Below are 23,381 nucleotides of genomic sequence, written 5' to 3'. Positions count from 1 at the left end.
AGATAGGGTCCGAAAGACAAGTTTTCGCACCCAAGGAGACCTCCGGACATGAAGAAACCATCCTCGAAAATCCGCGACGAAATCGCCAGACTCCAGGAGCAGTTGAAGCTCGCGGAGACCCGAGAGGCCGAACGCATCGGCCGCATCGCGCTCAAAGTCGGGCTCGGTGAGATCGAGATCGATGAGGGTGAACTGCAGGCAGCATTCGAGGATCTGGCGAAACGCTTTCGCGGAGGCAAGGCCCGTTCGACCGGAGGGAAGGGGGCAGCCGGCGCAAGGGAGGGCAGCACGCCCCCCGCGCAGAACCCGCCTGGCGCGGCTGAGGGCAGGACTGGCGAGGCTTGAGCGGATGCGAAGATCCACGACATCAGATGCCCGCAAGAAGGACACACGCGAAAAGATCGAGCTCGGCGGCCTGATCGTCAAGGCGGGGCTGCGCTACGAGAAGCGCGCGCTGCTGCTCGGGCTCCTCATCGATGCCGCCGCGCGGCTAAAGGGAGACGCACAGGAGCGCTCACGGCTCGCCGCGCTCGGTGCTGAAGCTTTCGGAGAGAGAGATGACTAGGATGCTGCTGTTCGTTGCGCCCTGCACGTTGATGATGCTGACGGCCATCGGCATGACCGGGATCGAAGACTGGCTTGCCCAGTTCGGCAAGAGCGATGCCGCCCGGCAGATGCTTGGTCGAGCTGGTATCGCGCTGCCCTATGTCGCCGCGTCCGTCGTCGGTATTGTCTTTCTGTTTGCGAGCGCGGGCTCCGTGCGGATCAGGACCGCAGGATGGGGCGTTGTCACAGGATCCATTGCGACGCTCGTCATTGCGGCCCTGCGCGAGGCATCGAGGCTCTCCGCGTTTCTCGGACAAGTCCCGGCCGGCAAATCCATCTTCAACTATCTCGATCCCGCAACGGCGATCGGGGCCGCCGCAGTGGTGATGTCGGCGCTGTTCGGCACCCGTGTGGCGATTGCCGGCAACGCCGCGTTCGCCAGGGCCGAGCCGAAGCGCATCGTTGGAAAACGGGCGCTGCACGGCGAGGCCGACTGGATGAAACTGGCTCATGCCGAAAAGCTGTTTGCCGAGAGCGGCGGCATCGTCATCGGCGAGCGCTACCGGGTCGACCGGGATAGCTGCGCGGCACAATCGGTCCGCGCCGACAGTCCCGAGACCTGGGGAGCAGGCGGTAAGTCGCCGCTGCTTTGCTTCGACGGTTCGTTCGGATCGTCGCACGGTATTGTCTTCGCCGGATCCGGCGGCTTCAAGACGACGTCTGTCACGATCCCGACCGCGCTCAAATGGGGCGGTGCGCTCGTCGTCCTCGATCCGTCGAACGAGGTCGCGCCAATGGTGTCGAAGCACCGTGGCGATGCCAACCGCGACGTCTTCGTGCTCGATCCGAAATACTCAGAGATCGGCTTCAATGCGCTCGATTGGATCGGCCGGTTCGGCGGAACGAAGGAGGAGGATATCGCCTCCGTCGCATCGTGGATCATGAGCGACAGCGGTGGGGCGCGTGGGGTTCGCGACGATTTCTTCCGCACCTCGGCTTTGCAATTGCTCACCGCACTAATTGCCGACGTTTGCCTGTCGGGCCACACGACGGAAAGCGACCAGACGCTGCGGCAAGTGCGCAAGAATCTTTCCGAGCCGGAACCCCAGCTGCGCCAGCGGCTGCAGGAAATCTATGACGATTCAAATTCGGATTTCGTGAAGGAAAATGTCGCGGCCTTCGTCAACATGACGCCGGAAACCTTCTCGGGCGTTTATGCCAATGCGGTCAAGGAAACGCACTGGCTATCCTACCCGAACTACGCCGCCCTGGTCTCTGGCAAGACCTTTACGACGGGTGATCTTGCAGACGGAAAGACGGACGTGTTCATCAACGTCGATCTCAAGACGTTGGAGACCCATGCGGGCTTGGCGCGCGTCATCATCGGTTCGTTTCTGAACGCGATCTACAACCGCAATGGCGAGATGCCGGGCAGGGCGCTCTTCCTTCTCGATGAGGTGGCACGCCTCGGCTACATGCGCATCCTGGAAACCGCGCGCGACGCCGGCCGCAAATATGGGATCACGCTGACCATGATCTACCAGTCGATCGGCCAGATGCGCGAAACTTATGGCGGCCGCGATGCGGCCAGCAAATGGTTCGAAAGCGCGAGCTGGATTTCATTCGCTGCGATCAACGATCCGGAGACCGCCGACTACATCTCGCGCCGCTGCGGCATGACGACCGTCGAGATCGATCAGGTCAGCCGCAGTGTCCAATCGAAAGGATCGTCGCGCACGCGATCGAAGCAACTCGCCGCCCGGCCGTTGATCCAGCCGCATGAGGTGCTGCGCATGCGTGCCGACGAGCAGATCGTTTTCACGGCCGGAAACGCGCCGCTCCGGTGTGGGCGCGCAATCTGGTTTAGGCGTGAGGACATGAAGGCATGTGTGAAGCCGAACGCGTTCTTCCGCGATAGCGCGGACAACCCGTAAGATCGGTCAAGTCGCATCGGCGGGCGGCTCGTCCAGCAGTCCATCGAAGACTTCGAGCAGCGCGTTGGTAATGGCCTGCCCCAGAGCATCGCCTGCAGCACGGAGGTCGTCCTCCGTGCCGTCACGCGCGGCCTGGGCAAGCTCGAAGCCCTGCTCGCCGACAATCTGTTTCGCGACTTCGATTGCCCAGAGACCGAAGTCGCCGCGGCTTCCAATTTGAACCGTATCGTCCATGATCAACCTTTGGATATTTCAGCGCCCATAAACGCGGTTGCGACAAATGACAGTATATGAGCCATAGCGCAACGCCGAATACCGCCTTCCGCCGCTCTTCAAGAACCCTAGAGCAAAGGGCAACTTGCGTTTCGTTTGCCAGCTTGAAACCTATCCGATCGGCCGGCGCGCAGCGCAGCGAGCAAGGCCGATCGACAATAATGAAGAGTATCGGAGAAATCAGCGTGAGCGTCCGCCCGAGGGCGGGATTTCGGGAATTCTCGTCGTGCGAGGAGCGGGAAATAACGCAGCCGCAGGAGCCTCAATATAGTGGCCCACCGGGGAGGCGGGACCGACTGCGTCCCGCTCTCGCACTCCGCCCGATATTCAACAGGCCGTAAAGACAGATGAAACCGGGTTCGACATAGATTGATGCAAACAGCCGAGGACGGGCAGTTGGCGAAATCGAATGTGGTGCCGTTGAAATCGCAGCGCAAATCCGCCAGCGGGAATGATCGATATCGGCCGCAGCGAAAATTCCGAACGGGACAGAACGGCCCGCGCAAGTCGCTGATGGCGGTCATCTCAGCCATCATCATTGGAGCGGGGAGTTGGCTTGCCTCCGGCGGCGCTGGCGATCTCTCCGGCGTGCTGGCTCTCGCCAAGATACCTTCCACGGATACGTCGTCGGCCGCATTTTTAATGTGCGGCGAGAGCGTGCGGACGAACTGCGTCGTCGATGGCGATACGTTCTGGTTCAAGGGAGAAAAAATCCGCATTGCGGATATCGACACGCCGGAACTCAGCCTACCGCGCTGCGAGGCGGAACGGATCAAGGGCGAGGCAGCGAAGGCGCGCCTGTTGGCGCTTTTGAACGCCGGCAAGTTCTCGTTGTCAGCAGGCTTGCGGCACGAGGACAAGTACGGCCGCAAACTCCGAACCGTCACGCGGGAAGGGCGCTCGCTCGGCGACCGCCTCATCGATGAAGGTCTTGCCCGCCGCTGCGATGGCGCAAGACACGATGGTGTGGGTAACCAACTGCGAGAGGATCGTCACCCGGATGAGCGGAGACCGATTCGGGCACCGTGAGCGTCGCGATTAGAGCCGTGCGCCGCAGGCGTCTCGCCCAAAGACCGTCGGCTTTGCACGTTTAATCGACCGAGACCCGAATTCTATTTGTTAATGGTCACGTTAGCGCGTTCGTGACCCGCGATAGTAAAAGCGCTCGACCAGCGCAGCACCCAGAACCGGCAGCAGCGCCAAAACCGCAAGCTGGAACATCCCATCGAGGCTGAAAAGAATGGACACGGCGATTGCAACGATGGCGCCCAACAGTGCGCCGATGACATAGGAAAGATAGCCTTTCATGTGACATCCTCATGCTGTTCCCGATCCATGGTCTTCCCGGAGGTGAAATCCGGGCGAAGAGAGAAACCTGCGCCAGCGCACACCTGAAAAAGTCGAAGCTCCCTGAAATAGACTCCTCTCATTTTATATTCGAGGTCCGGCGGCAGTCGAAGACATTCATTGTGCCCAGCCCAGCCTCGAGGGAAACCCCGCGCAATTGGTTTAAGTTCCCTATTGATGGTCGCCAGCCGCACGAACGGCATTAGGCAAGTCCGCGCAAGCCCATGGTGTCCGGTCGCATATCATCAGCGATATGAATCGATCCTTGCCGACCGATTCATAAGTCTCGTTGGACGCGATTCCCGGCATAGGCGATTCTGATCTCATGATCGCCCAACCGTACCATCTCTATGTCGAACGCTCTGACGCCGCCAGAAACATGGCGCGCTACTACGCTATGTCGATCGAGCCGAATCTGTTCGGTGACATTTGTCTGCTCAGGAAGTGGGGCCGCATTGGCACGAAGGGTCAGACGATGGTCCACCATTTCGGGCGGGAGGAGGAAGCAGTCGAACTGTTTCTCGATCTGCTGCGACGGAAACGAAAACGCGGCTATCGCCCGCGATCTGTCGTGCCAACATGAGAATGGCCTGCCGAAGCGGGCCGTTTTGCCTCATCGGCGCCGGTTCCAGTCGGTCTCGAAGCACACCTCGATCTCGACGAAGAACGGGATCTTAACGCCGAGTTTCAGGCCAAGCTTGCCCTTACGGAAGAAGTGGCTGATCACCTTGCCGAGAGCGAGGAGCCGGCGGCCGGTCGCGGCGAGGAACTGAGCGAGTTGTTGCATGATGGATCTCCTTGTCGATTGCGTCATTTGCGGGGATCGACGGCAGACCGGAAAGGAGGATTGCACCTGGCAAGGCCGAAACGGATGTGGAGGACCTGGCGGCGGCTGAATTTTGATGCGCGAGGAGCCGCGGAATGCGGCGGGGAAAATTCCGGCGGCGCCAGGTTGCGGCCGGACGGACGGGCTGCAATATCCCCGATGAGAGATGACAGCTAGTCGACAAGGAGACGTTGAACTGGTCGCGCGCTGCGATCGAAAGCTTGCCAATCCCTCACGCAACCGCTCTCACCGTCCTCGGAAATCGCAAAAGCCCCCTCAGGAGCTTTCGCAGCTCGCATAGACGACACGCGCCGCATGAATGACGATGCCTGTTTCCTGGCGGATATCCCTGACGATCGCTGCCAAGGAACCGATTTCAGTCTCGCTCAGCGCGACAAGGCTTGGATAATTGATTTCGACGCCGTCGCAATCCGCCGACAAAGCATTGGTCCAATTGCCACCGTTGAATGCGGTATTCGTGCGTGTCGAAATCGATCTCGAGCTCATCCAGCAAGTTGATGGTGACACGCTCAAACATCTCGTTCTCGCCTGCGAGCCGATAGGCAGCATATTCGTCGTCGCCGGCAAGTACGCTCCGCTCCAATGCCATGATGGTTCGGATGCGAACGCGAGCCGCGTCGAGTCCTTCGATCAGGCGGTCATGAAGCGCTCGTGAAAACTCGGTATCGCAGCCGAAGCGGTTTGCAAGCACGACGAGCCGGAAACCGGAAAGCTTGGTGTGGAGCATAAGGTTCTGATCCGTGGTCATGATGTGATCTCCTTCATCTTGATGACGGAGATCGGCCACTCCGTGGCAAAGAGGGGTCAAGGAGCGCGGAACGCGACTTGCAAGCGGGGGAGCCGATTTTTCGGAAAGCGCAGCGGCGGAAAAATTGGGGGAGACCGCGCCGTTCTTGACGCCGGATTTGCTGGAGTACAATGGGGCGTCAGAGAGAAAAGAGACCCGCGGGCCAGAAGGGGTCGCGACCGTATCCGGCGTGAGCCGGCGGGAGTGTCGAGGGGTGAAACCCCTGACAGCCGGTAAGCCGGTCAATCCGGCGCACCGGCTCCTCGTGCCGCAGAAAAGCCGCCTCAAAAAGGCGGCTCGGCAACGATCGCACCGTCCTGTTCGGCAAGCGTCACCGCCAGATCAGCCTGGGCGAGTTCAAGCTCTACCTCGATCTGGCGGCGCTCGGCGGCGTCACAGGCGTTCTTCAGTTCGGCCCGCAGTTCTTCGATATGCTGTTCGATCGTCATCGTCTCATCTCCTTGAGTTCGTGAAAGACGAGACCGCGCGGCGGGAGGAGATGACGGGGTCAAGGAGCGCGGCAGCGACCGGCGGAGCCGGTGGGCGGGGGTGCCGATTTTGTTGGAGCTGAGGGCACCGGAGCGAAGACAAAATTGGGGGCACCGCTCGTCCTTTGACGCCGGCATTTCCTCCCGGCACAGATACTCCATCTGAGCAGACAATAGTTCCTCTCCGTATCGCACCGAAAAAGCCGGCGACAGGCTCGATGCCTGCCGCCTGCTTGTCTCTATCGCCGGTTTGGCCCCGCCTTGGCGGCGGGGCCCATCTTGATCTCAGTCGCGGTTGGGGCGGGACCAGATCAGCTGGTAGCCGTCCTCGCCTTCGACTTCGGTGAGCGTTGCGTAGATCGGGGCGGGGAAGCTCGGATCGTCGAGCTTGACCGAGAGGTAGTCGCGGTCCTGCTCGGAGCGCTTCTGCCAGGCCGCACCCAGCTCGACATTGCCCGCGTAGATGCGGAAGTGCGGGCCCTTGTCGGAGGGGTTTTCGATGCGGGCGATGCGGGCCTTGACGTTGAGGGCGAGCGTGCGGATCGAGCCGTTGAAGCCGGTTTCGGAGGTGGTGAAGGTGCCGATGGTTGCCATTGTCGTATTCCTTTGCTGTTTCGGGCCGCGCCCATCGCGGCCTCGATGGCTGTCGCAAGGATCGGGGACGATCGGTCCGCACCTGAAAGGCCGAAATGGAATGGAGGGCGGCCAGGAGAAACTTTGTTGTTCCGCGAGGAATGGGCGCATTGCGCGCAGGGGAAGAAAGTTTTGGAAGGCCGTTGCGGGAGGACGATCGAGGCGAAGCCGGTCTTCGATCAGACATGCCTCATCGAGCCCGCGAATGGAGCGCCGCTGCCCCTGGGAAATGGACGTGGCAATGACGGCCGCGCACAGTTGGGCCATAGCTCTGATCTCGGCGCATCGGCGGGCCAATCACTCCGGCTTTAGTTCAGGCCGTACCAGGTCCCGCGACCCGCTCCATGAAGGGTCAGATGCCCCTGCTCGGTCAACGCCCGAAGATGATCCTTGACGGTGTTGCGGCTTGCGCCTGTGGCCTTGGCCGCGTCCATCACCGTAACGCGCCCGCGCTCACGCGCCAGTTCGAGGATCGAGACCGACAACTCCGGCAGCTCGCCCAGCAGGAGGCGTTCACGTTCGATCTTACGCTCGAGCCGCTGCTTCTGGCGCTGCAGGCTCCGGAGGAAAAACTCGACCCACGGATTCCAGTCCTGTTGATCTGTCCGGATCGTACCCTGCGTTCGACGAAGCGCGAGGTAATAGGCTTCCTTGTTCTGCTCGACAACGCTTTCGAGAGAGCTGTATGGCACGTAGGTATAGCCCGCCCGAAGGAGCAGCAAAGTGGTCAAGGCTCGCGACAGGCGGCCATTGCCGTCCTGGAAAGGATGAATTTCCAGAAAGACCACCACGAAGACAGCGACGATGAGGAGAGGGTGAAACGTCCCATCCTTCTCCTGGGCCTGTTGCCAGGACACCAGTTCCGACATCCGGCCCGGCGTATCAAAGGGAGATGCTGTCGCGAAGACGACGCCCAGGCTTCGTCCATCTTCGTCGAAGGCTTCGACGTTGTTGGCAAGGGTTTTCCAGTTTCCCCTGTGTCGCTCATCCTTGGTCGAGTGAGCGAGTAGATCGCGATGGAGTTGTCGGATGTGATTTTCATTAAGCGGGATCGTGTCGAAGGCGGAGAAGATCGTTTCCATTACCTCGGCATAGCCTGCGACCTCCTGTTCGTCTCGGCTGGTGAACGAGCCGATCCGGAGGTTCGAGAGCAACCTTTCGACTTCTCGGTCGCTTAGCTTTGCGCCTTCGATACGGGTCGAAGAGCCGATGCTTTCGATCGTAGCAACACGGCGCAAACTGGAGAGCCGGTCCGGCGCGATACGACCCAGCGCTCGCCATGCACCTTTGAATTCGTCGATCTCGGCGATCAACGACAGGATCTCAGGCGTGATACGCAATGTCGCGAGATCGAGGGCCGTCATCCATTATCCCATCCGTTTCCATCCGAATGGGATATGACATACCGGGCTCCATTTTTCCATCCATTTTCATCCAATGAAGAAGAGCGGCGGAAAAAGTCAGAGCGTGGGAAAGGCCCCGCCTTGGCGGCGGGGCCCATCTTGATCTCAGTCGCGGTTGGGGCGGGACCAGATCAGCTGGTAGCCGTCCTCGCCTTCGACTTCGGTGAGCGTTGCGTAGATCGGGGCGGGGAAGCTCGGATCGTCGAGCTTGACCGAGAGGTAGTCGCGGTCCTGCTCGGAGCGCTTCTGCCAGGCCGCACCCAGCTCGACATTGCCCGCGTAGATGCGGAAGTGCGGGCCCTTGTCGGAGGGGTTTTCGATGCGGGCGATGCGGGCCTTGACGTTGAGGGCGAGCGTGCGGATCGAGCCGTTGAAGCCGGTTTCGGAGGTGGTGAAGGTGCCGATGGTTGCCATTGTCGTATTCCTTTGCTGTTTCGGGCCGCGCCCATCGCGGCCTCGATGGCTGTCGCAAGGATCGGGGACGATCGGTCCGCACCTGAAAGGCCGAAATGGAATGGAGGGCGGCCAGGAGAAACTTTGTTGTTCCGCGAGGAATGGGCGCATTGCGCGCAGGGGAAGAAAGTTTTGGAAGGCCGTTGCGGGAGGACGATCGAGGCGAAGCCGGTCTTCGATCAGACATGCCTCATCGAGCCCGCGAAGGACGTGGCTTGGCTCAGCGGCGGAAGGGATATGGCGATGGCAGCTGCGCCCCCGACTGCCTGCCGGGTCCCTGCAACGGCGGTCCCGCTGCCCCGTCCACATGTCAAAAATCAAACATCCGGGAACAGCCGAACAAGGGCGTTGCGTTCGCCGTTCTTCGGACTATCGTCGTGCGCGCGAATCGTCGCCTGGAGGATCTCTGCGTCAGCAGACAAAGGCATTTACCGTCGAAATCAGCCGTCCCGGAAGCTCAACCGATCGACCGCAGCACCTTGATCTGGTGCAAACTGGACCTTATTGCTGATCGTGACACGCCGACCGCGACCGAAGGCCGAGAGTTGCCGGCCGCTAGCGAGGCCAACGACCGGCGCTGACAAGTCTTCATGCATCAAGGCGCTCGTCGGCTGCGTCGGGTTGCAGCGAATGCAGGAACGTTACGGCCCGTTGCGCATGCGCCGCCGCCTGGAAGATCGCCCGTCTGTCGTCGGTCAGGAGCTTGAGCCAGGAGTTGAGGTAGGACGCGTGACCGGGGCGGGGCTCGAGCTCGGGAACAATCCCGAGGTCGGCGCACAGGAAGCAACTGCCGAGCTCCGCAATCAATTCCTCGCGGGCTCGCTTGGATTTGTCTTTGGCATAGCGGCTGAGGTCGCGACCGAGGCGGTGCGCCGGCGCCGTCCAATGCACGACTTCATGACTCAAGGTCGCGTAGTAGCTTGCCGCATCCTTGAAGTTCTCAAATGGTGGCATCTGAATGAGATCGGCGCCCGGCGAGAAGAAGGCATGGTTGCCGCCGTGGCGAATTAAAGCATCGGTATTGCGGAAGAACTGATCCGCATGCCCGACGCGATCGACCGGATCGACAACCGGCACCAGCCGGTGATGGTACTGCTCGGGAAGTCCCTCGATCTGTTCGACGTTGAATACGCTATACGCCTTTAAGAAAGGGATTTCCCGCTCGACCTCGCCGCCGCTCGCGTCGGTGTCGGACTTGGTGAAACGACTGGCGAATACGACGGTCGTGCCCGTCTCGCCTTTACGGACTGCGGCGCCCAGTTCGAGGGACTGCTTGAACGTCATCCATCTGGATGACGTATAACCCCGTGCGACACCCTCCGACCATAAAAGCAGCACGTTGACGCCAGAATAGGGTTGCCCATTGTAACGCAGCGGCCGGGTAATGCGGCCTGCCGTGTTCGCCGAATTCCATGGTTTCATCCACGGCCGCACGCCCTTCGCCAGGTCTTCGATGATCTTGTCGGTGATACGGCTGTAGAGATCGACCCGCCGATTTTCTGTGTTGCTCATATCCAAACCTCCGTTTCAAGGTCGCGCTCGTCGCGGCCCGTTGCGGAGGGCGAAAGCAGGAGCAGGTCAGCCGACGGATGCACCGGAACAGCCGCAACGAAGTGGAGGACGGCGAAGCCGTTGCGTCCGTAGGCGGCTCCTGCAGACCCGCCGAAGGAACGGGCCGCGACGGGCGTGCCATCGGCTTCATTCCTTTTCCCTGCTGGCCGGGTTGGGGAAACGACAACAGGCCGGCCCCGCCCTGGAACCGGCCGACTGGAGTTAGTGGAAAAGGCGGGGCCGGAGCTCCGGAGTGGCTAGTCGAAGGCGGAGATCTGCGCTTCGGCAGCCTTGCGATTGAGCGAGTGGCCCGGCTGTTCGACGGGGCGGTCGAACGGTTTCCAGGTCTCGCCGATCACCTGGGCATAGGCGGCGACGGCGCCTTCGGCCGCCATCCTGAGCGAATGGGCCTGTATGCCCATGTCGGCGGCGAATTCCCGTTTGCGCTGGGCGGCGCTGTCATAGCCAACGGGGCCGTCCAGGTCCTCGTCACGGGCATCGTTGGCGGCCTTGGCGGTGGCATCGCGGGCCTCGGTGACCGCGCGACTGTAGAACTGGCCGGCGCCGTGGGCCGAGCCGACGTAGGCGCCGACGATCCGCTGCAGGTGGATATGCATGGCCTTGTCGCCAAGCCCATCGGCGAGCGCATCGGCGGTTTCGATGACCAGCCGTTCGTGCAGGTCGCGGATGCCATCGCTGTCGATGACCGCGGTGCCGAAACTCTCGGCGATCTTCAGCGCCTGGCTGGTGTCGGGGCATGTCAGCCGGACCATCTCGATGGTGGCACCCTTGCGCAGCTGCACGACGCGGGCGGATTGGCGAGATGAGGTTACGGGCTTGGCCATGATCGTTTCCTTTCGAGGTCTTCCGAAGTCGTGCCGGCCCCATGCCGGCTTGCCCTTTGGTGCGGTCACCCCGAACCGGCGGAAAGACGGGCGCTTCAGGGTCCGGCCCCACCTGGACGAGCGGAGCCGGTTTGCGTGCGAAGAGGGCAAGCTGCCCTCGATGAAGCACGCGAACCTGCTCCGAGAAGGACGGCGGGGTCCGGCCGCGCCGCGGCGCGATAGCGGGCTTGAAGCGCACGGACGCCGGTTCAGACCGCAGCAAAACCGAAGGGCAATCCGGCGTGGAGCGGAAGATGACGTCCTTGAAACGAAACGAGAGGCCCCCCCCGCAAACTCCGTCTTCCCCACGCACTGGACATGACCGCTCGGCCTACCGCTTGGCCGGCTTAGGCAGCCGGTAGGATTGCAGCCAGCTCGGACCGTGCGAGTTGCGAAGGCCGCGAAGCAGACCGCCGTCATCATGCGGCGGCCCCCCATCCGGGCGTTGTTGAGGTCGATTTCCACCGGCGGCCATGCCTGGCGGCATAAGCCTGAAGCACCGCTTGCTGCTCCGCCGGCAGGGGCGGCAATACTTAACGGCGACAACGGGCAACACGCGTCTTTGGCCGGGCAGCCGGCTCTGCTTCCCTGGCCATAATGGCGACACGCATGGTGTCGACGGAGGCCTTTTCGGAGAGGTTGCAGTAACCGTGGAAGTACCGGATCGCCTCATCGATACGCAGCGCGAAGAACACTGACGTCACCCGGCCGGTCAGGAATTCCCGCATCGCGAACAGCGAACCGCGGATCCAGAGCGGCGGCAGGAACTCGAACATGTAATCTGCTCGGCCTCGGCGATCTCGAACCATTCGCCAGCGTAGCGGCGATGCGTCACCATCCGAACGATCCGGTCGCTGGGCATGGCGGTCGAACATGCGGAACATCTGCTGACGGGTTGCGATGCCCTGAAACACCTTGCGGATTGAAGAGGTCATCTGCGGCTCCCTTGCGCGGTTTTCAGGCCGAAGCGCGGCGCAGTCCTCTTGACCCTGCCATCCTCTTCAGCCCTTCATGACCCTTTCCTGCCACCGACATCGCGGCTGGCCGGGTCCAGGGCCGGCTCAAGCCGGGCGAAGCCTCCCTTGACGCGGCCGGCGCGCTTGCGGCACGCCTCTTCCTCTTTTCTTCCAGCCTCCCTGTTCCTGTTCTCATTCCGCTGCTTCACGCGAACCTTCAAAGCCTCGTTCCAATCCTCTTGCGGTGGGCGGAGCCGCATCCAGTCGCAGCCGGCCTCATTTGCAAGCGCCCGCAATCGCTCGGCAAACATGTCTCCTTGAGGATTGGCGTCGGTGGCGGCGACAAGCTGAACGTCGCGACGTGAGGCAAGCGCCCCAAGGGCTGCGGCCGTGGTAGGAGACCAGCCGCCGCCTGTGCTGAGATAGAGCGTGCCATCACGCAACCCCTCGATTGCCGCCAGGCTCATGGCATCGATGGCGGCTTCCGTCACAGCCAGGCGCATTGAAGCGTCAGGGCCGAGGCGGAACAGGACCTTCGCTCCCCCGTTCGCAAATCCGCGATATTGCGGGCCGCGCGCCTCCCAGCCCGTAATGTCGCCGGTATGGTTCGTATGAGCGGCCCATAAGCTGCCCTGCGGGCCTTCGCGAAGGAGGTCGCGTTTGATCGCCGCGTGGAGCAGGGATGTCGGAAGGCAGCGATCGTCGTGCAGATAACGCCATGTCGACGAGCCTGGCCACGGGCGGCGGCGTGCCCGCCAGCGATCGGAAAGGGAAAGGTCAGATTTGTTGACGGGGCTTCGCGATTGCCATTCGGGTGCGGAGATTTCGAAGCCCACCAAACCCGCAACCTTTTCGACGGCCTCGAGAAAGTCACAGCGATCAAGGTGATCGACGAGCCCGAAGACATCGCCCTTCGCCTCGCTGAGCGGGTCGAACCATCCGCGCCCTTCATGCGTGACGATGATGATTCCAGCGCTGCGTCGAAACTTCACCGCGCGACGGGTGCTTTCCTTGGCGTCAATGGCAAATCCGGCCTGTTCCAGCACCGCGGCGCAGCTTACGGCATCGCGCAGCGCTTCTATCTCTCTTCTCTCCATTTTCCTTCCGATCGCGAAGCGATCGCCTCCTGCTCGTCAGTTCCAACCATCTGCCGCTTTCGCGGCCGCGAAGAGCAAAGGCCGCAAGGGCGCGGCTGGCAATTTGGTGAATCATGCAAGGTCCGCCGCGGCGAAGCCTCCCTTGCGGCCTGCCGCTCGCAAGGGGCACGCCGCAGGCCATGCCGCCGGGCTCAATGCCAAGGCATGAATTCATGGACGATCTCAAGATCGTCATCGGCGTCGATTTCGTCGGACGGCAGGACGCCGTATTCGCCGTCCACGGAAAACAGGGTGACGGGGACCATCAGGTCGCGAGAGAGCTGGAAAGAGTGGGACTGGGCGAGAGTGAGATCGTGCGACATGTGAGAGGCTCCTTCGGAGCGGGCCAATTCCCGCTCGATGGCTCCTCAGAAGGCCGGGGCGGGGGGCGATCACCGCGACGCGAAGCGGAAGCGGCCGCAGCTTGCCTAGCGGACCCCTTGCGGGTTGATCGTGGAAGATCTGGAACCGGGCCAGGACGCCATCAACAGAAAGCGGGATTGGACTGGTTAGAGAGTGCGTCACGCGGCGACGCTCGGCTGCATCGACCAGGTTACGACCTACCGCCTGCGATCTCGAATGCCGGGCGGGCTCATCGGCCGCCTGCCTGCGCGATGCCATCAATCGACCGGCTTCTGGCATATTCGAACTCGGTGTTTCCCCTGATGAGAGAGGATTGAGATTGCCGACGACATCAGCATCGAAATCTCTTCGTCCGTTGAGCATGGCCGGGAAAGTAGGCTGCCGACCTCTATGAGGCCGCTTGGTGCCCTACGGGTCAGCTCTTGCAATGTGGATGCCGCTTTGGAGGGCTTTGCCATGCGCTTTGGCGAAATGCCCGTTGCAGTCGCTGGATCCAGTCCCCGACGCGAGCAACACCCCTCTTACGGCGGCGCCTTTTTCCGAAAGCGCCGGGGAAGTCAGCGCCATTTTCACGATCAGCGTGAATGACATTGAGGAAACCGCCCGGCGTGGTGTGACTGCCGGCCGCGATCTTCCGCGATCAGGTGGAGACGGACATTCTTGGCCGCCGCGTGGTCTCGATCTTCGAGCTGTTCGGCCACGTCTCTTGGCCCTGGTCGAACGAAGGGCAGAGCGCGTCTCGAAAGCCGCCTAGCGCTTTCCAAAGCGATCGCGTTCGTTATCAGCCCAGCGATCGAGACTTTCGGTCAATATTTATGAGATGACCGAGGTCATCTCATCTTTCGGTACGTCCAAAGTTGTGCCGGCGGAATGTTGCGCATCATGAAAGCCAGATGCCGGACCTCGTACCCGGCGGGAAGCGCGATGACTGGAGAGAGCAAGCCATAGGTGATTTGAACGACGGGCCTCCCTGTTGGCATCCGTTCGAGAAGATCGAGGATCAGCGACAATCGCTTTGAAGGCGGCAAATGAAGGAGAGGCACAGCGGAGATGACGCAGTCGAACTTTGCACCTCGCTCAGCGCCCAGAACGACATCCAGCGCGAAAGCGTCTCCACATCGAACGTCGACCTCGGGAAACTCCTGCTGAAGATGTCGACAGAATTCGGGCGAATACTCGATGGACAAGAGCTCCTTGGGCCGAACGCCGCGCGCCAGGATCTGTTTGGTGATCACGCCGGTTCCCGGACCTAGTTCCAAGACAGGAAAGCCAGAGAAAGGATCGATAACGCTTGCCATCTTCCTTGCCGTCGCAACGGAAGTGGGCGTTATGGCGCCTACCGATGTGCGGTCGCGCTTCCAGCCCTTCAGGAACACGATCTCATCCTTGAACTTCAACCCCATCCGCTGCCGCACGCCCATCTTGCCTCCGCTTCGACACTCGAACTGAATCACGGGAGCGACAAACACCGTCTAAATGCGACAAATGCAAGCCCGTGGCGGCATTTTCCGCTCGATTATCGCATTTGCTCATAAAAGAACTCGCGGCGAGCACAATTCACTACCCAGCCACGCCCTTGGTTGCCTCCCTGGTGAAGAGTCCGCAATGGCTAGCCCACGAAACGCTCCAATCCCATCGGGCAGGCTCTTGATGGTCGCTGATCGCCATGTCCGCGCCAACGTCGGCAATGTATCTTCAACGATCCTCCCAGTGGCAAACAAAGAGATTAATGAGCGGGTTTTTTTTCAACACTACAACGGTGCTGCAGACATACGATCCTGCAACGGCCCAGGGCCGGTCTTCTTACCGAGGCGCAGTTTCGCGGGCGCACTAAAATATCACTGTGGTTGCTAAAGACTTATCTAATAATCTGCGATAAGTTGCGGACAGGCGGGATTTTAAGCAACCGTCGTGGGAGGGAACATGAGTTCGATTGAAGAAAGTCTTCGTGCAATTGCGGAGCGTGTCAAGTCGCATTCCAGTACTATGGCGACGGAGGAAGCGGTGAAGACTGCGGTCGTTCTCCCGTTCCTGCGGGCTCTAGGCTACGACGTCTTTGACCCGTCAGAAGTCGTGCCGGAGTTCACCGCAGACGCTGTGGGGAAGAAGGGCGAGAAGGTTGACTATGCGATCAAGCTCGACAATCAGATCAGAATCCTGATCGAATGCAAACCGATTTCCGTGGCGTTGGAGCGCAAGCACCTCGACCAGCTCTATCGCTACTTCAGTGTCACGGATGCCAAGTTCGCGATCCTCACAAATGGCCGGACCTTCAATTTCTACACCGACCTTGAAGCGCCGAACAAGCTCGATGCTCGACCATTCCTGGTTTTCGACATTAGCGACGTCCAGTCGGGCATTTTGTCCGAGCTGCGCAAGTTCGAGAAGGCCACTTTCGACGTCTCGAACATTTTGGCCACCGCAGAGCGTCTCAAGTACACTTCGGGTATAAAGCAGGTCATTTCTAAGCTTATTGAGGAGCCGAGCGAGGAATTCGTAAAAATGGTCTCGCACGATGTCTACGAGGGCAGGATAACGGCTCCCGTACGGGAAATGCTGACAGGCGTCGTCCGAACCGCCTTTCGCGAAGTGATCATGGATACGGTGAAGAGCCGGTTGTCGAACGCTCTTGCGGAGACGCAGGAGGTCATCGAGAAAATTGATGCCCCCGTCGCCGAAGACCCTGAGGTCATAACGACCGAAGAGGAAGTAGAAGGCTACATGATAGTAAAAGCGATCGTTCGCGAAACCATCAGCGCCAAGCGCGTGGTCATGCGAGACGCTAAGTCCTACTGCGCGATACTCATCGACAACAACAATCGCAAACCGTTGGCGCGACTCCACTTCAACAGGGCAGTCAAGTACATCGGGCTTTTCGACGGGGAAAACGAAGAGCGCTTAATCGTCGATACGCTCGACCAAATCTACGAATACACCAACCGGCTGAGGGCGACGGCCCAAAAGTATGCCGCTGAAGCTGCTAAGGTAGCAGCGGAATAACGGAGCAATACGGCGGGCCGAGGGATTGAACAGTAATTGCTCAAACCTCGGCCCGCTAGGTCGTCTTAAAAGCCGGCTACCAGGACTCTCAAAAGGCTAGGCTGGCGGCGGCAGCCAGTCGACCGGTCACAGTTGTCGAGCGCTAACGCCGTTGCCTACAGGAGCTTGCTGTCTAGGATGGCGGAGTAGCCCAAAATCACCAATGCCGATGAGACCTTTCGAATAGTGACTTTATTACCCTGGGCAGTACGGATCGGGAACCTACGGATTCAAACCGGCATAATTCGAAAGAAATACCAGTCTTGCCATATTCTCGGGAGTTCCATTACAGTTAAAGCACACAGTGATCCTTGACCGCGCCCCGATCGGGCTGGCAACGAACCAATCGATTCGTCACATCTCCAAAAGCGAGCGAGACACAAAATTGTCGTCGAAGGTGCCGCGCATCGGACGAGGAGCCATACCCTAAGATTTCAATCGACCCCCATTTTTGTTTGGCACGGCATTTGTATGACATCAGCCGTGGTGGGACGAGTGGCGGTGAAACCGCAAGCGGCACGAAAAGCCTCCTCTGACAATCTGCTCGCAAATTTAGGGACGCGACCAAAGCCATTACTGCAAAGGGGTATGAGTGTATGAGCGCAAAGATTGTTCTGGATTGGAAGAAGACCAGGTTTCGTAACCTAGTTAAACGAATTGTCACCGCAAGTTTCAGCCTGCTGCTGCTGACCGGGGTGGCCCAAACCCAAGCACTGCCAAGACTGAAGATTGATCGCAACGCCGTCTCGGTGTCGGGCCTATCATCGGGAGCATTCATGGCCTCGCAGTTGCAGGTCGCGTATTCATCAAGTTTCATGGGAGCAGGCATTGTCGCTGGTGGACCTTATTTTTGCGCTATGGGCAATCTCACCTATACGGGTATCTGCATGGGCCAAGTGCCGCGCGTTCCTCCCAATCCTGCGATGTTGTTCGCTGCGGCGGAAATGTCTTCGAGGATCGGCGCCATCGACCCACTTTCCAACCTTGAATCGAAGAAGATTTACATTTTCAGCGGTACTGCCGATACGATCGTCAAGCAAAGTGCCGTCGATGCTGGCGTCCAGTTTTTCAAATTGGCCCGTGTTCCCGATTCAAACCTCGCCTATGTCAGCAATTACCCTGCCGGTCACTCGTTCGTTTCAAAGGTCTTCGGGAATTTGTGCCCGGCCAACGCAACGCCGTACATCAACGAATGTCCGAACGATTCTCCAAATATTGCCAACGACAACAATTACGACCAGGCTGGCGCGATTTTGCAGTTCATCTATGGCAACCTTCACCAGCCGGCGGCCAAACCAACTGGGAAGTTGAGGACGTTCGACCAGAAACTCTACGGGGCCGCCAACCCGGTGTCGAGCATGGCGGATGTGGGGCATGTCTTTATCCCCGACAGCTGTGCCAGGCCTGGGGCCACCTGCAAACTGCATGTCTCCATCCATGGCTGCCGCCAATCGCAGCAATCGATCGGAGACGATTGGTATACCAAGCTTTATCTGAATAACTGGGCGGATACAAACGATATCGTAGTGCTGTACCCGCAAGTCAATAAGTCACTCCGCAGGCCGTATAATCCCCGGGGTTGTTGGGACTGGTGGGGCTTTACAGGTAGCAACTATGCGATCAAGGGTGCCGTCCAAATGGACGCCATTATGAAGATGATCGCTGCTCTGGGCGCCTCCTGACGGCGAAGCGCCAAGACACATTTGTCGCCTGACGACATCCGTTCCGATTGAGTGGGCCGAGTGTTGTCGCACGCGGGCACCATAACCGCCTTGCACCCTGGGGCCGAGCGAATCTTGTCCACATTGGCGAGAATTCGACGCCCTACGGCATCTTCTCCCGAGCGTCGGAAAGGAATTTCACTTCAGATTTCCATCGTGCGAGAGATCGAACGCGGCGACCTTGTGCGCATGGACAGAGAGGTTTTTGTAGGTTTTTACGCGCAGCATCCGAATGAAAATGGCGCGCCAACTGCAATCCATTCGACATCGCGTCAACCTATCTCGGTTTTTGATTTTTTGCAGATTCGAAAAGATGGTGGCATTCTTAAGCGCTCGATCTCGTAGATGCTAAATATATGACTTTTAACAATTATTTTAGGCGCCCCCGCTCGGAAAGTGTTGCCAGCCCTATTGACGCTGTCTCATTAGATACCCATTTCGTCTATTGTCGACGCCAAAAGGGTCGGCTGAGTCAGAGGGCGCGGAGCTTTTTAGCGTTCCCTCGTATCTATGTTGCTCAGTGGAGGATGTAGCTGTGAGAGCAAACCTCGACGTTACCCCTTTCAATAGGTCAAGCATCGGCTTCGACCGCATGGCCGGTCTTCTCGAAAATGCCAGCCTTAACGCTGACAACTGGCCGCCTTACAACATCCTAAAACTCGGCGAGGACGCGTATCGCATCGCGGTCGCAGTGGCAGGCTTTGCCGAAAACGAACTGACGATTAGCCACGAGGCGAACACGCTTGTGGTGAACGGCGCGAAGTCGGAGGGCGACGAAGCACAGTATCTGCATCAGGGCCTTCCCGCAAAGTCGTTTGTGCGCAGATTTGAGCTGGCTGATCACGTGATCGTCGAAGGCGCAAAGCTCGAAAACGAGCTACTGCTCATCAATCTCAAGAAGGAAATACCTGAGGAGATGAAACCGCGTCGGAGCCACCCCAGCCGAGAGTGCGAAAGCCGCTTCAAAGCAGATTGAAGGCGCCAAAGCGGGCCCGCGTGATGCGCACCTGCTTACAAGTACCGACCATTGCAAGCCCCCGGGGACAAACGGACCCGATGAGCTTGGCAACGGCGAGGCTCTTACGGCCGCGATCGAAAGTCCCCTAGGCCCTCGCTGTAGTCGTAGCGCCGATGGGCACTTAATGGGCAAGCAGAGATGGAGCCGGGAAGTCCAATACGTTGCTCGTATAGCTTTCGACCAGTGCACTGAACGGAGTACCGTCCTGAAGCTTCAGCACTGCATGGTGTTCGAGAAGAAAGGGCGGTAATATAAGAGATCCCGTTGCGGCTGTCGGTAGCTCCTTTTGCACGTCCCATCCTTCTGGAAGAGGGGACCACAGCAAGTTGGAAGCCAGATTTGTGCGCGTGAAATTAAGAGATTGGACGGCTCTGCCAAAGGCGACGTCGCTCGTATTCAACGCTTTATTCATCTCCATTGTTAGCCTCCCCGGAACATACCAATTGTCGGCCTCAGAAAGGACGCGATTGCCGCAAACGAGACGGACATGTCGGTAGGCGATGGGCTCGTCGGGGCCGACTGCAAGAAGTTCTCGGATGCGGCCATCGACGGGCTTGTCTCGCCCGCGTACCCGCTGTGCAACGATCTTAGAACCTTGTGGTGCCAGATTGTGTCCGGCACACCAGCGATCGAGCGTCAATGTGGCGCTAGCATTACTCAGGAGATTTGCATTCAAGGTCTGGAGAATCGCAAGTGCCTCGATCCGGGCCGTTGGCGTGTTTGGCCATTGGACCGTGGTGAACGATTCCTGCGCCGATGTGTTATGCGCCGTCAGCATAATCGCAGCAGCGGGTGCAAATGCGACAACCCGTATAAACTTCCAACAGCAAATTGACACGAAAAGTTATCCTTTGTGGCGAGGTTGATGAGTCGAGATCGATATTTATGGCCAGGTAGGCTTTCCCACAAGAACGCTCGAAGGGGACTTTCTAGAAGGCTGCGTGAGCGGACCTTCCGTCCCGCGTTCGGGGTTTCCGTAGATTTCTGGCACCGATGGTGGCTGCTGAGCGCATCATGACGGGTGTTACTCCTGCCTCGGGGAACCGGCCGGTTTATGTCTGAGGCGACACCCATCATGCCAGCTTGAAAACCCCACGCGCCAATCCAGGACGTAAATGGGTGTGATCCAAAGAATCGATTTTCCCAATAAGTCGAGTGCCGTTAGAAAGCGCTGAATTTGACTTAGCGCGACACCACGACGGTTTTGCGACGGAGTTCTGACGAAATGAAAGCTGTCATGGCGAGTGATTGTAGCTTGTCGCACTCCAGACTGACGGACTACGTGAGTGCGTTGTGGCCGATATGCGAAAACGCGGAGAATGTATGTGCGGGATTGTGGGTATTGTCGGCCATCGTCCGGTGTCGAACCGTCTGATAGGCGCATTGAAACGCCTTGAATATCGCGGCTACGATTCGGCAGGCCTTGCGACGATTGACGGTGGAAGGCTCCATCGCCTGCGCTGTGAGGGCAAGCTCCTCAATCTTGAGGCAAAGCTGAAAGAACAGCCTCTGGCGGGCACAATCGGCATTGCCCATACGCGCTGGGCAACCCATGGCGCGCCGACGGAACGCAATGCCCACCCGCACTTTAGCGACGGTATTGCCGTCGTCCACAATGGGATAATCGAGAATTTCGCCGAATTGAAAGATGAGCTAACCGCGGCCGGCGCCGAGTTCCAAACCGACACCGACACGGAGGCCATCGCGCATCTCGTGGCAAGACTTCGTCGGGACGGCATGGGCCGGCGCGAAGCTATGCATGCGATGCTGAAGCGCGTGCGAGGCGCTTACGCGCTGGCTCTGCTCTTCGAGGAGGACCCTTCGACTATCATGGCTGCCCGCAATGGTCCGCCGCTCGCGATCGGTTACGGAAGCGGCGAGATGTTCCTCGGGTCGGACGCGATTGCGCTGGCGCCCTTCACCAACGAGATCACTTACCTGATGGACGGCGATTGGGCGGTCATCGATAAGACTGGCGTCCGTATCTTCGATATCGACGGCGAGGTCACCACGCGACCCCGGCAGATCTCGGTGGCGGCGGCCCATATGATCGACAAGGGCAACTATCGCCATTTCATGGAGAAGGAAATTTACGATCAGCCGGAGGTCATCTCCGATACCCTCAGCCATTACATCAACTTCCGCGACAATCGGGTGGTCGCGGTTTGGCGCGACACCGTCTTCGCCAACGTGCAAAGCTTGGCGATCTCCGCCTGCGGCACTGCGTACCTGGCTGGGCTAGTCGGCAAATACTGGTTCGAGCACTACGCTCGTCTGCCGGTCGAAATCGATGTCGCGTCGGAATTTCGGTACCGCGAAATCCCGTTCTCGCCGCAGGTGGCAGCTCTCTTCATCTCACAATCGGGCGAGACGGCCGATACACTTGCTTGCCTACGCTACTGCAAGGAGCACGGCCTGAAGACCGGTGCAGTCGTCAACACGCCCGAATCGACGATAGCACGGGAGTCTGACACCGTGTTCCCGATCTTCGCCGGACCGGAGATCGGCGTTGCGTCCACGAAGGCCTTTACCTGCCAACTCACCGTTTTGGCTGCGCTCGCGGTTGCCGCCGGCAGGGCGCGTGGCACCCTTACGGAAAAGGAGGAACAGACACTGGTCGGCCGCCTTGCCGAGATGCCGCGCGTCATGGGGCAGGTGCTCGACAGCATCCAACCCAGCATCGAACTTCTGTCGCGTGAATTGGCAAAGTTCCGCGCCATGCTCTATCTTGGCCGAGGCACCAGTTTCCCTTTGGCGATGGAAGGCTCCCTGAAGCTAAAGGAGATTTCCTATATTCACGCGCAAGGTTATGCTGCCGGCGAACTGAAACACGGTCCGATCGCTCTCATCGACGAGAACATGCCGGTTATCGTGACTGCACCGCACGACCGCTTTTTCGATAAGACCGTTTCCAACATGCAGGAGGTTGCGGCCCGCGGCGGACGGATCATCTTGATCACCGATGAGAAGGGCGCTAGCGCCTTGAAGCTCGACACAATGCGAACAATCGTTCTTCCAGATGTGGACGAGATCATTGCGCCGATGATCTTCTCGCTGCCGGTCCAATTGCTCGCCTATCATACCGCCGTGTTTGTGGGCACTGACGTCGATCAGCCGCGCAACCTGGCAAAATCAGTCACCGTCGAATAGGCCGTGGTTTCCGTAAGGGACGAATGACAGAGTTTAGATGACTTATAACTGCTGAGCATTTGGAGATCGACATGCCGCAAACGAAGATAATTGGCTTCTCGGGCAACATAACACGACCGTCCACGACGCGCACATTCGTCGACCATATCGTTGGGCAACTGGCAATCAAAACGCGAGCGGTGGCGCAGTCCTTCGATGTCGATGACCTTGGACCTTCACTGTTGAAAGCCAAACGGCTAGACGACCTCAACGTTCAAGCGCGCGGCGTCGTAGACCAGATGCTGGAGGCAGACGTCCTAGTTGTAGGCTCACCCACCTACAAGGGCAGTTACACTGGCCTATTCAAGCACTTTTTCGATTTGCTCGACCCAACATCGCTGAGGGGCAAGCCTATCATCATCGCTGCGACGGGCGGGGGCGAGCGTCATTCGCTTGTCGTCGAACATCAGTTGCGCCCTCTGTTCGGGTTCTTTGAAGCTCTTGCGATGCCGACCGCAATCTATGCCACCCGTAAGGACTTCGCCCACGGGGAGGTGATTTCCGAGGCCATCCGCATGCGTGTCGGCCGGGCTGTCGAGGAAGCGGCCGACGCAATAGCATGAACAGACGCAGCAAACGTCGGCGCAACAGGCTCTATTGTCGCACGCGAACCTTACGAGGCGATTTAGCGGTATTCAACGCCTCGCAGACAACTTTTACCCTGTGCTTCTCTTGTCCAATCGAATGCTTTGGCGAGCGTGTTCAATCCCGGCTGTATCCAGCAACTGATTGGCGGTCTGTGACGGTGTCGCCGACAAGAACCTGCTGCCTTGGATCGCGAAATAGCCTGACATCACTAGTGTTTCAAAGATG

24 protein-coding genes and 2 pseudogenes are annotated in these 23,381 nt (G+C 59.4%); 11 read left to right on the top strand and 15 right to left on the bottom strand.

Annotated elements, in window-relative coordinates:
• Positions 1-48: 48 nt before the first annotated feature.
• From traC to traG, 3 genes are read left to right on the top strand one after another with little or no spacing between them, the layout of a single operon-like run.
• The gene (gene traC, locus NXC24_RS23960) at positions 49-345 is read left to right on the top strand and encodes a conjugal transfer protein TraC (protein WP_104825900.1); all 297 of its coding nucleotides are present in this window, start codon (positions 49-51) and stop codon (positions 343-345) included.
• A 4-nt stretch (positions 346-349) separates the two neighbouring features.
• Positions 350-565, top strand: coding sequence for a type IV conjugative transfer system coupling protein TraD (locus NXC24_RS23955; RefSeq protein ID WP_028749705.1), 216 nt, complete (start codon positions 350-352; stop codon positions 563-565).
• Positions 558-2,480 (top strand): Ti-type conjugative transfer system protein TraG, encoded by a 1,923-nt coding sequence (traG, locus tag NXC24_RS23950; protein ID WP_104825899.1) that lies wholly within the window; start codon positions 558-560, stop codon positions 2,478-2,480. The genes NXC24_RS23955 and traG overlap by 8 nt, the downstream gene beginning before the upstream one ends.
• 6 nt (positions 2,481-2,486) lie before the next feature.
• Here the strand turns inward: traG and NXC24_RS23945 are convergent, their stop codons facing one another.
• Positions 2,487-2,714 (bottom strand): hypothetical protein, encoded by a 228-nt coding sequence (locus tag NXC24_RS23945; protein ID WP_104825898.1) that lies wholly within the window; start codon positions 2,712-2,714, stop codon positions 2,487-2,489.
• Positions 2,715-3,149: 435 nt separating this feature from the next.
• On the opposite strand from NXC24_RS23945, the gene NXC24_RS23935 reads away from it, so the two are divergent.
• Positions 3,150-3,782, top strand: a complete 633-nt coding sequence (locus NXC24_RS23935) for a thermonuclease family protein (RefSeq protein ID WP_104825953.1) — start codon at positions 3,150-3,152, stop codon at positions 3,780-3,782.
• Positions 3,783-3,884: 102 nt separating this feature from the next.
• On the opposite strand, the gene NXC24_RS35555 is transcribed toward NXC24_RS23935, so the two are convergent.
• Positions 3,885-4,061, bottom strand: coding sequence for a hypothetical protein (locus NXC24_RS35555; RefSeq protein WP_199773607.1), 177 nt, complete (start codon positions 4,059-4,061; stop codon positions 3,885-3,887).
• 364 nt (positions 4,062-4,425) lie between these two features.
• Between NXC24_RS35555 and NXC24_RS23925 the strand changes: the two genes are divergently transcribed.
• A complete protein-coding gene (locus tag NXC24_RS23925; protein WP_104825952.1) occupies positions 4,426-4,683 on the top strand; it encodes a WGR domain-containing protein in 258 nt (85 codons plus the stop codon).
• A gap of 30 nt (positions 4,684-4,713) precedes the next feature.
• Here NXC24_RS23925 and NXC24_RS35550 read toward each other — a convergent pair whose 3' ends face one another.
• From NXC24_RS35550 to pmtA, 12 genes and pseudogenes are all read right to left on the bottom strand, one after another.
• On the bottom strand, positions 4,714-4,887 hold the full coding sequence (locus NXC24_RS35550) for a hypothetical protein (protein ID WP_199773606.1): 174 nt from the start codon (positions 4,885-4,887) through the stop codon (positions 4,714-4,716).
• Positions 4,888-5,202: 315 nt separating this feature from the next.
• A pseudogene (locus tag NXC24_RS23920) lies at positions 5,203-5,695 on the bottom strand (hypothetical protein).
• 323 nt (positions 5,696-6,018) lie between these two features.
• Positions 6,019-6,183, bottom strand: coding sequence for a hypothetical protein (locus NXC24_RS35545; protein WP_199773605.1), 165 nt, complete (start codon positions 6,181-6,183; stop codon positions 6,019-6,021).
• A gap of 324 nt (positions 6,184-6,507) precedes the next feature.
• Positions 6,508-6,816 (bottom strand): DUF736 domain-containing protein, encoded by a 309-nt coding sequence (locus NXC24_RS23910; protein ID WP_015341939.1) that lies wholly within the window; start codon positions 6,814-6,816, stop codon positions 6,508-6,510.
• A gap of 347 nt (positions 6,817-7,163) precedes the next feature.
• Positions 7,164-8,219, bottom strand: a complete 1,056-nt coding sequence (locus NXC24_RS23900) for a DUF977 family protein (protein WP_104825895.1) — start codon at positions 8,217-8,219, stop codon at positions 7,164-7,166.
• A 144-nt stretch (positions 8,220-8,363) separates the two neighbouring features.
• The gene (locus NXC24_RS23895; RefSeq protein ID WP_015341939.1) at positions 8,364-8,672 is read right to left on the bottom strand and encodes a DUF736 domain-containing protein; all 309 of its coding nucleotides are present in this window, start codon (positions 8,670-8,672) and stop codon (positions 8,364-8,366) included.
• 627 nt (positions 8,673-9,299) lie between these two features.
• Positions 9,300-10,223 (bottom strand): zincin-like metallopeptidase domain-containing protein, encoded by a 924-nt coding sequence (locus NXC24_RS23885; RefSeq protein WP_199773604.1) that lies wholly within the window; start codon positions 10,221-10,223, stop codon positions 9,300-9,302.
• 296 nt (positions 10,224-10,519) lie between these two features.
• The gene (locus NXC24_RS23880) at positions 10,520-11,107 is read right to left on the bottom strand and encodes a hypothetical protein (RefSeq protein WP_104825893.1); all 588 of its coding nucleotides are present in this window, start codon (positions 11,105-11,107) and stop codon (positions 10,520-10,522) included.
• Positions 11,108-11,679: 572 nt separating this feature from the next.
• Positions 11,680-12,081 carry a DUF1419 domain-containing protein gene (locus NXC24_RS23875; RefSeq protein WP_199773603.1) on the bottom strand — a complete coding sequence of 134 codons (402 nt, stop codon included), beginning with the start codon at positions 12,079-12,081 and terminating at the stop codon, positions 11,680-11,682.
• Between the two features lie 74 nt (positions 12,082-12,155).
• On the bottom strand, positions 12,156-13,199 hold the full coding sequence (locus NXC24_RS23870; protein ID WP_104825892.1) for a DUF3991 and toprim domain-containing protein: 1,044 nt from the start codon (positions 13,197-13,199) through the stop codon (positions 12,156-12,158).
• A 191-nt stretch (positions 13,200-13,390) separates the two neighbouring features.
• Positions 13,391-13,561 (bottom strand): hypothetical protein, encoded by a 171-nt coding sequence (locus tag NXC24_RS35540; RefSeq protein WP_199773602.1) that lies wholly within the window; start codon positions 13,559-13,561, stop codon positions 13,391-13,393.
• Positions 13,562-14,431: 870 nt separating this feature from the next.
• Positions 14,432-15,022 carry a phospholipid N-methyltransferase PmtA gene (pmtA, locus tag NXC24_RS23865; RefSeq protein WP_104825891.1) on the bottom strand — a complete coding sequence of 197 codons (591 nt, stop codon included), beginning with the start codon at positions 15,020-15,022 and terminating at the stop codon, positions 14,432-14,434.
• Between the two features lie 502 nt (positions 15,023-15,524).
• On the opposite strand from pmtA, the gene NXC24_RS23860 reads away from it, so the two are divergent.
• The 4 genes and pseudogenes from NXC24_RS23860 to NXC24_RS23845 all read left to right on the top strand — a co-directional run.
• The gene (locus NXC24_RS23860) at positions 15,525-16,601 is read left to right on the top strand and encodes a type I restriction endonuclease (protein ID WP_199773601.1); all 1,077 of its coding nucleotides are present in this window, start codon (positions 15,525-15,527) and stop codon (positions 16,599-16,601) included.
• A 635-nt stretch (positions 16,602-17,236) separates the two neighbouring features.
• Complete coding sequence (locus tag NXC24_RS23855; protein WP_104825890.1) at positions 17,237-18,322, top strand: PHB depolymerase family esterase; 1,086 nt, start codon at positions 17,237-17,239, stop codon at positions 18,320-18,322.
• Positions 18,323-18,436: 114 nt separating this feature from the next.
• Positions 18,437-18,706 carry a hypothetical protein gene (locus NXC24_RS23850; RefSeq protein ID WP_245464042.1) on the top strand — a complete coding sequence of 90 codons (270 nt, stop codon included), beginning with the start codon at positions 18,437-18,439 and terminating at the stop codon, positions 18,704-18,706.
• A 190-nt stretch (positions 18,707-18,896) separates the two neighbouring features.
• Positions 18,897-19,350, top strand: a pseudogene (locus tag NXC24_RS23845) (Hsp20 family protein); the annotation flags it as partial.
• 150 nt (positions 19,351-19,500) lie between these two features.
• Here NXC24_RS23845 and NXC24_RS23840 read toward each other — a convergent pair.
• Positions 19,501-20,217: a hypothetical protein gene (locus NXC24_RS23840; RefSeq protein WP_104825888.1), complete on the bottom strand. Its 717-nt coding sequence runs from the start codon at positions 20,215-20,217 to the stop codon at positions 19,501-19,503.
• Between the two features lie 485 nt (positions 20,218-20,702).
• On the opposite strand from NXC24_RS23840, the gene glmS reads away from it, so the two are divergent.
• Together glmS and msuE are read left to right on the top strand one after the other, a co-directional pair.
• A complete protein-coding gene (gene glmS / locus NXC24_RS23835) occupies positions 20,703-22,529 on the top strand; it encodes a glutamine--fructose-6-phosphate transaminase (isomerizing) (RefSeq protein WP_104825887.1) in 1,827 nt (608 codons plus the stop codon).
• A 71-nt stretch (positions 22,530-22,600) separates the two neighbouring features.
• Positions 22,601-23,131 (top strand): FMN reductase, encoded by a 531-nt coding sequence (gene msuE, locus NXC24_RS23830; RefSeq protein ID WP_104825886.1) that lies wholly within the window; start codon positions 22,601-22,603, stop codon positions 23,129-23,131.
• Positions 23,132-23,381 lie beyond the last annotated feature (250 nt).

Source organism: Rhizobium sp. NXC24, assembly GCF_002944315.1.
Classification (GTDB): domain Bacteria; phylum Pseudomonadota; class Alphaproteobacteria; order Rhizobiales; family Rhizobiaceae; genus Rhizobium.
Note: the sequence above shows the minus strand (reverse complement) of the source record. Positions and strands in the feature narration are given on the sequence as shown.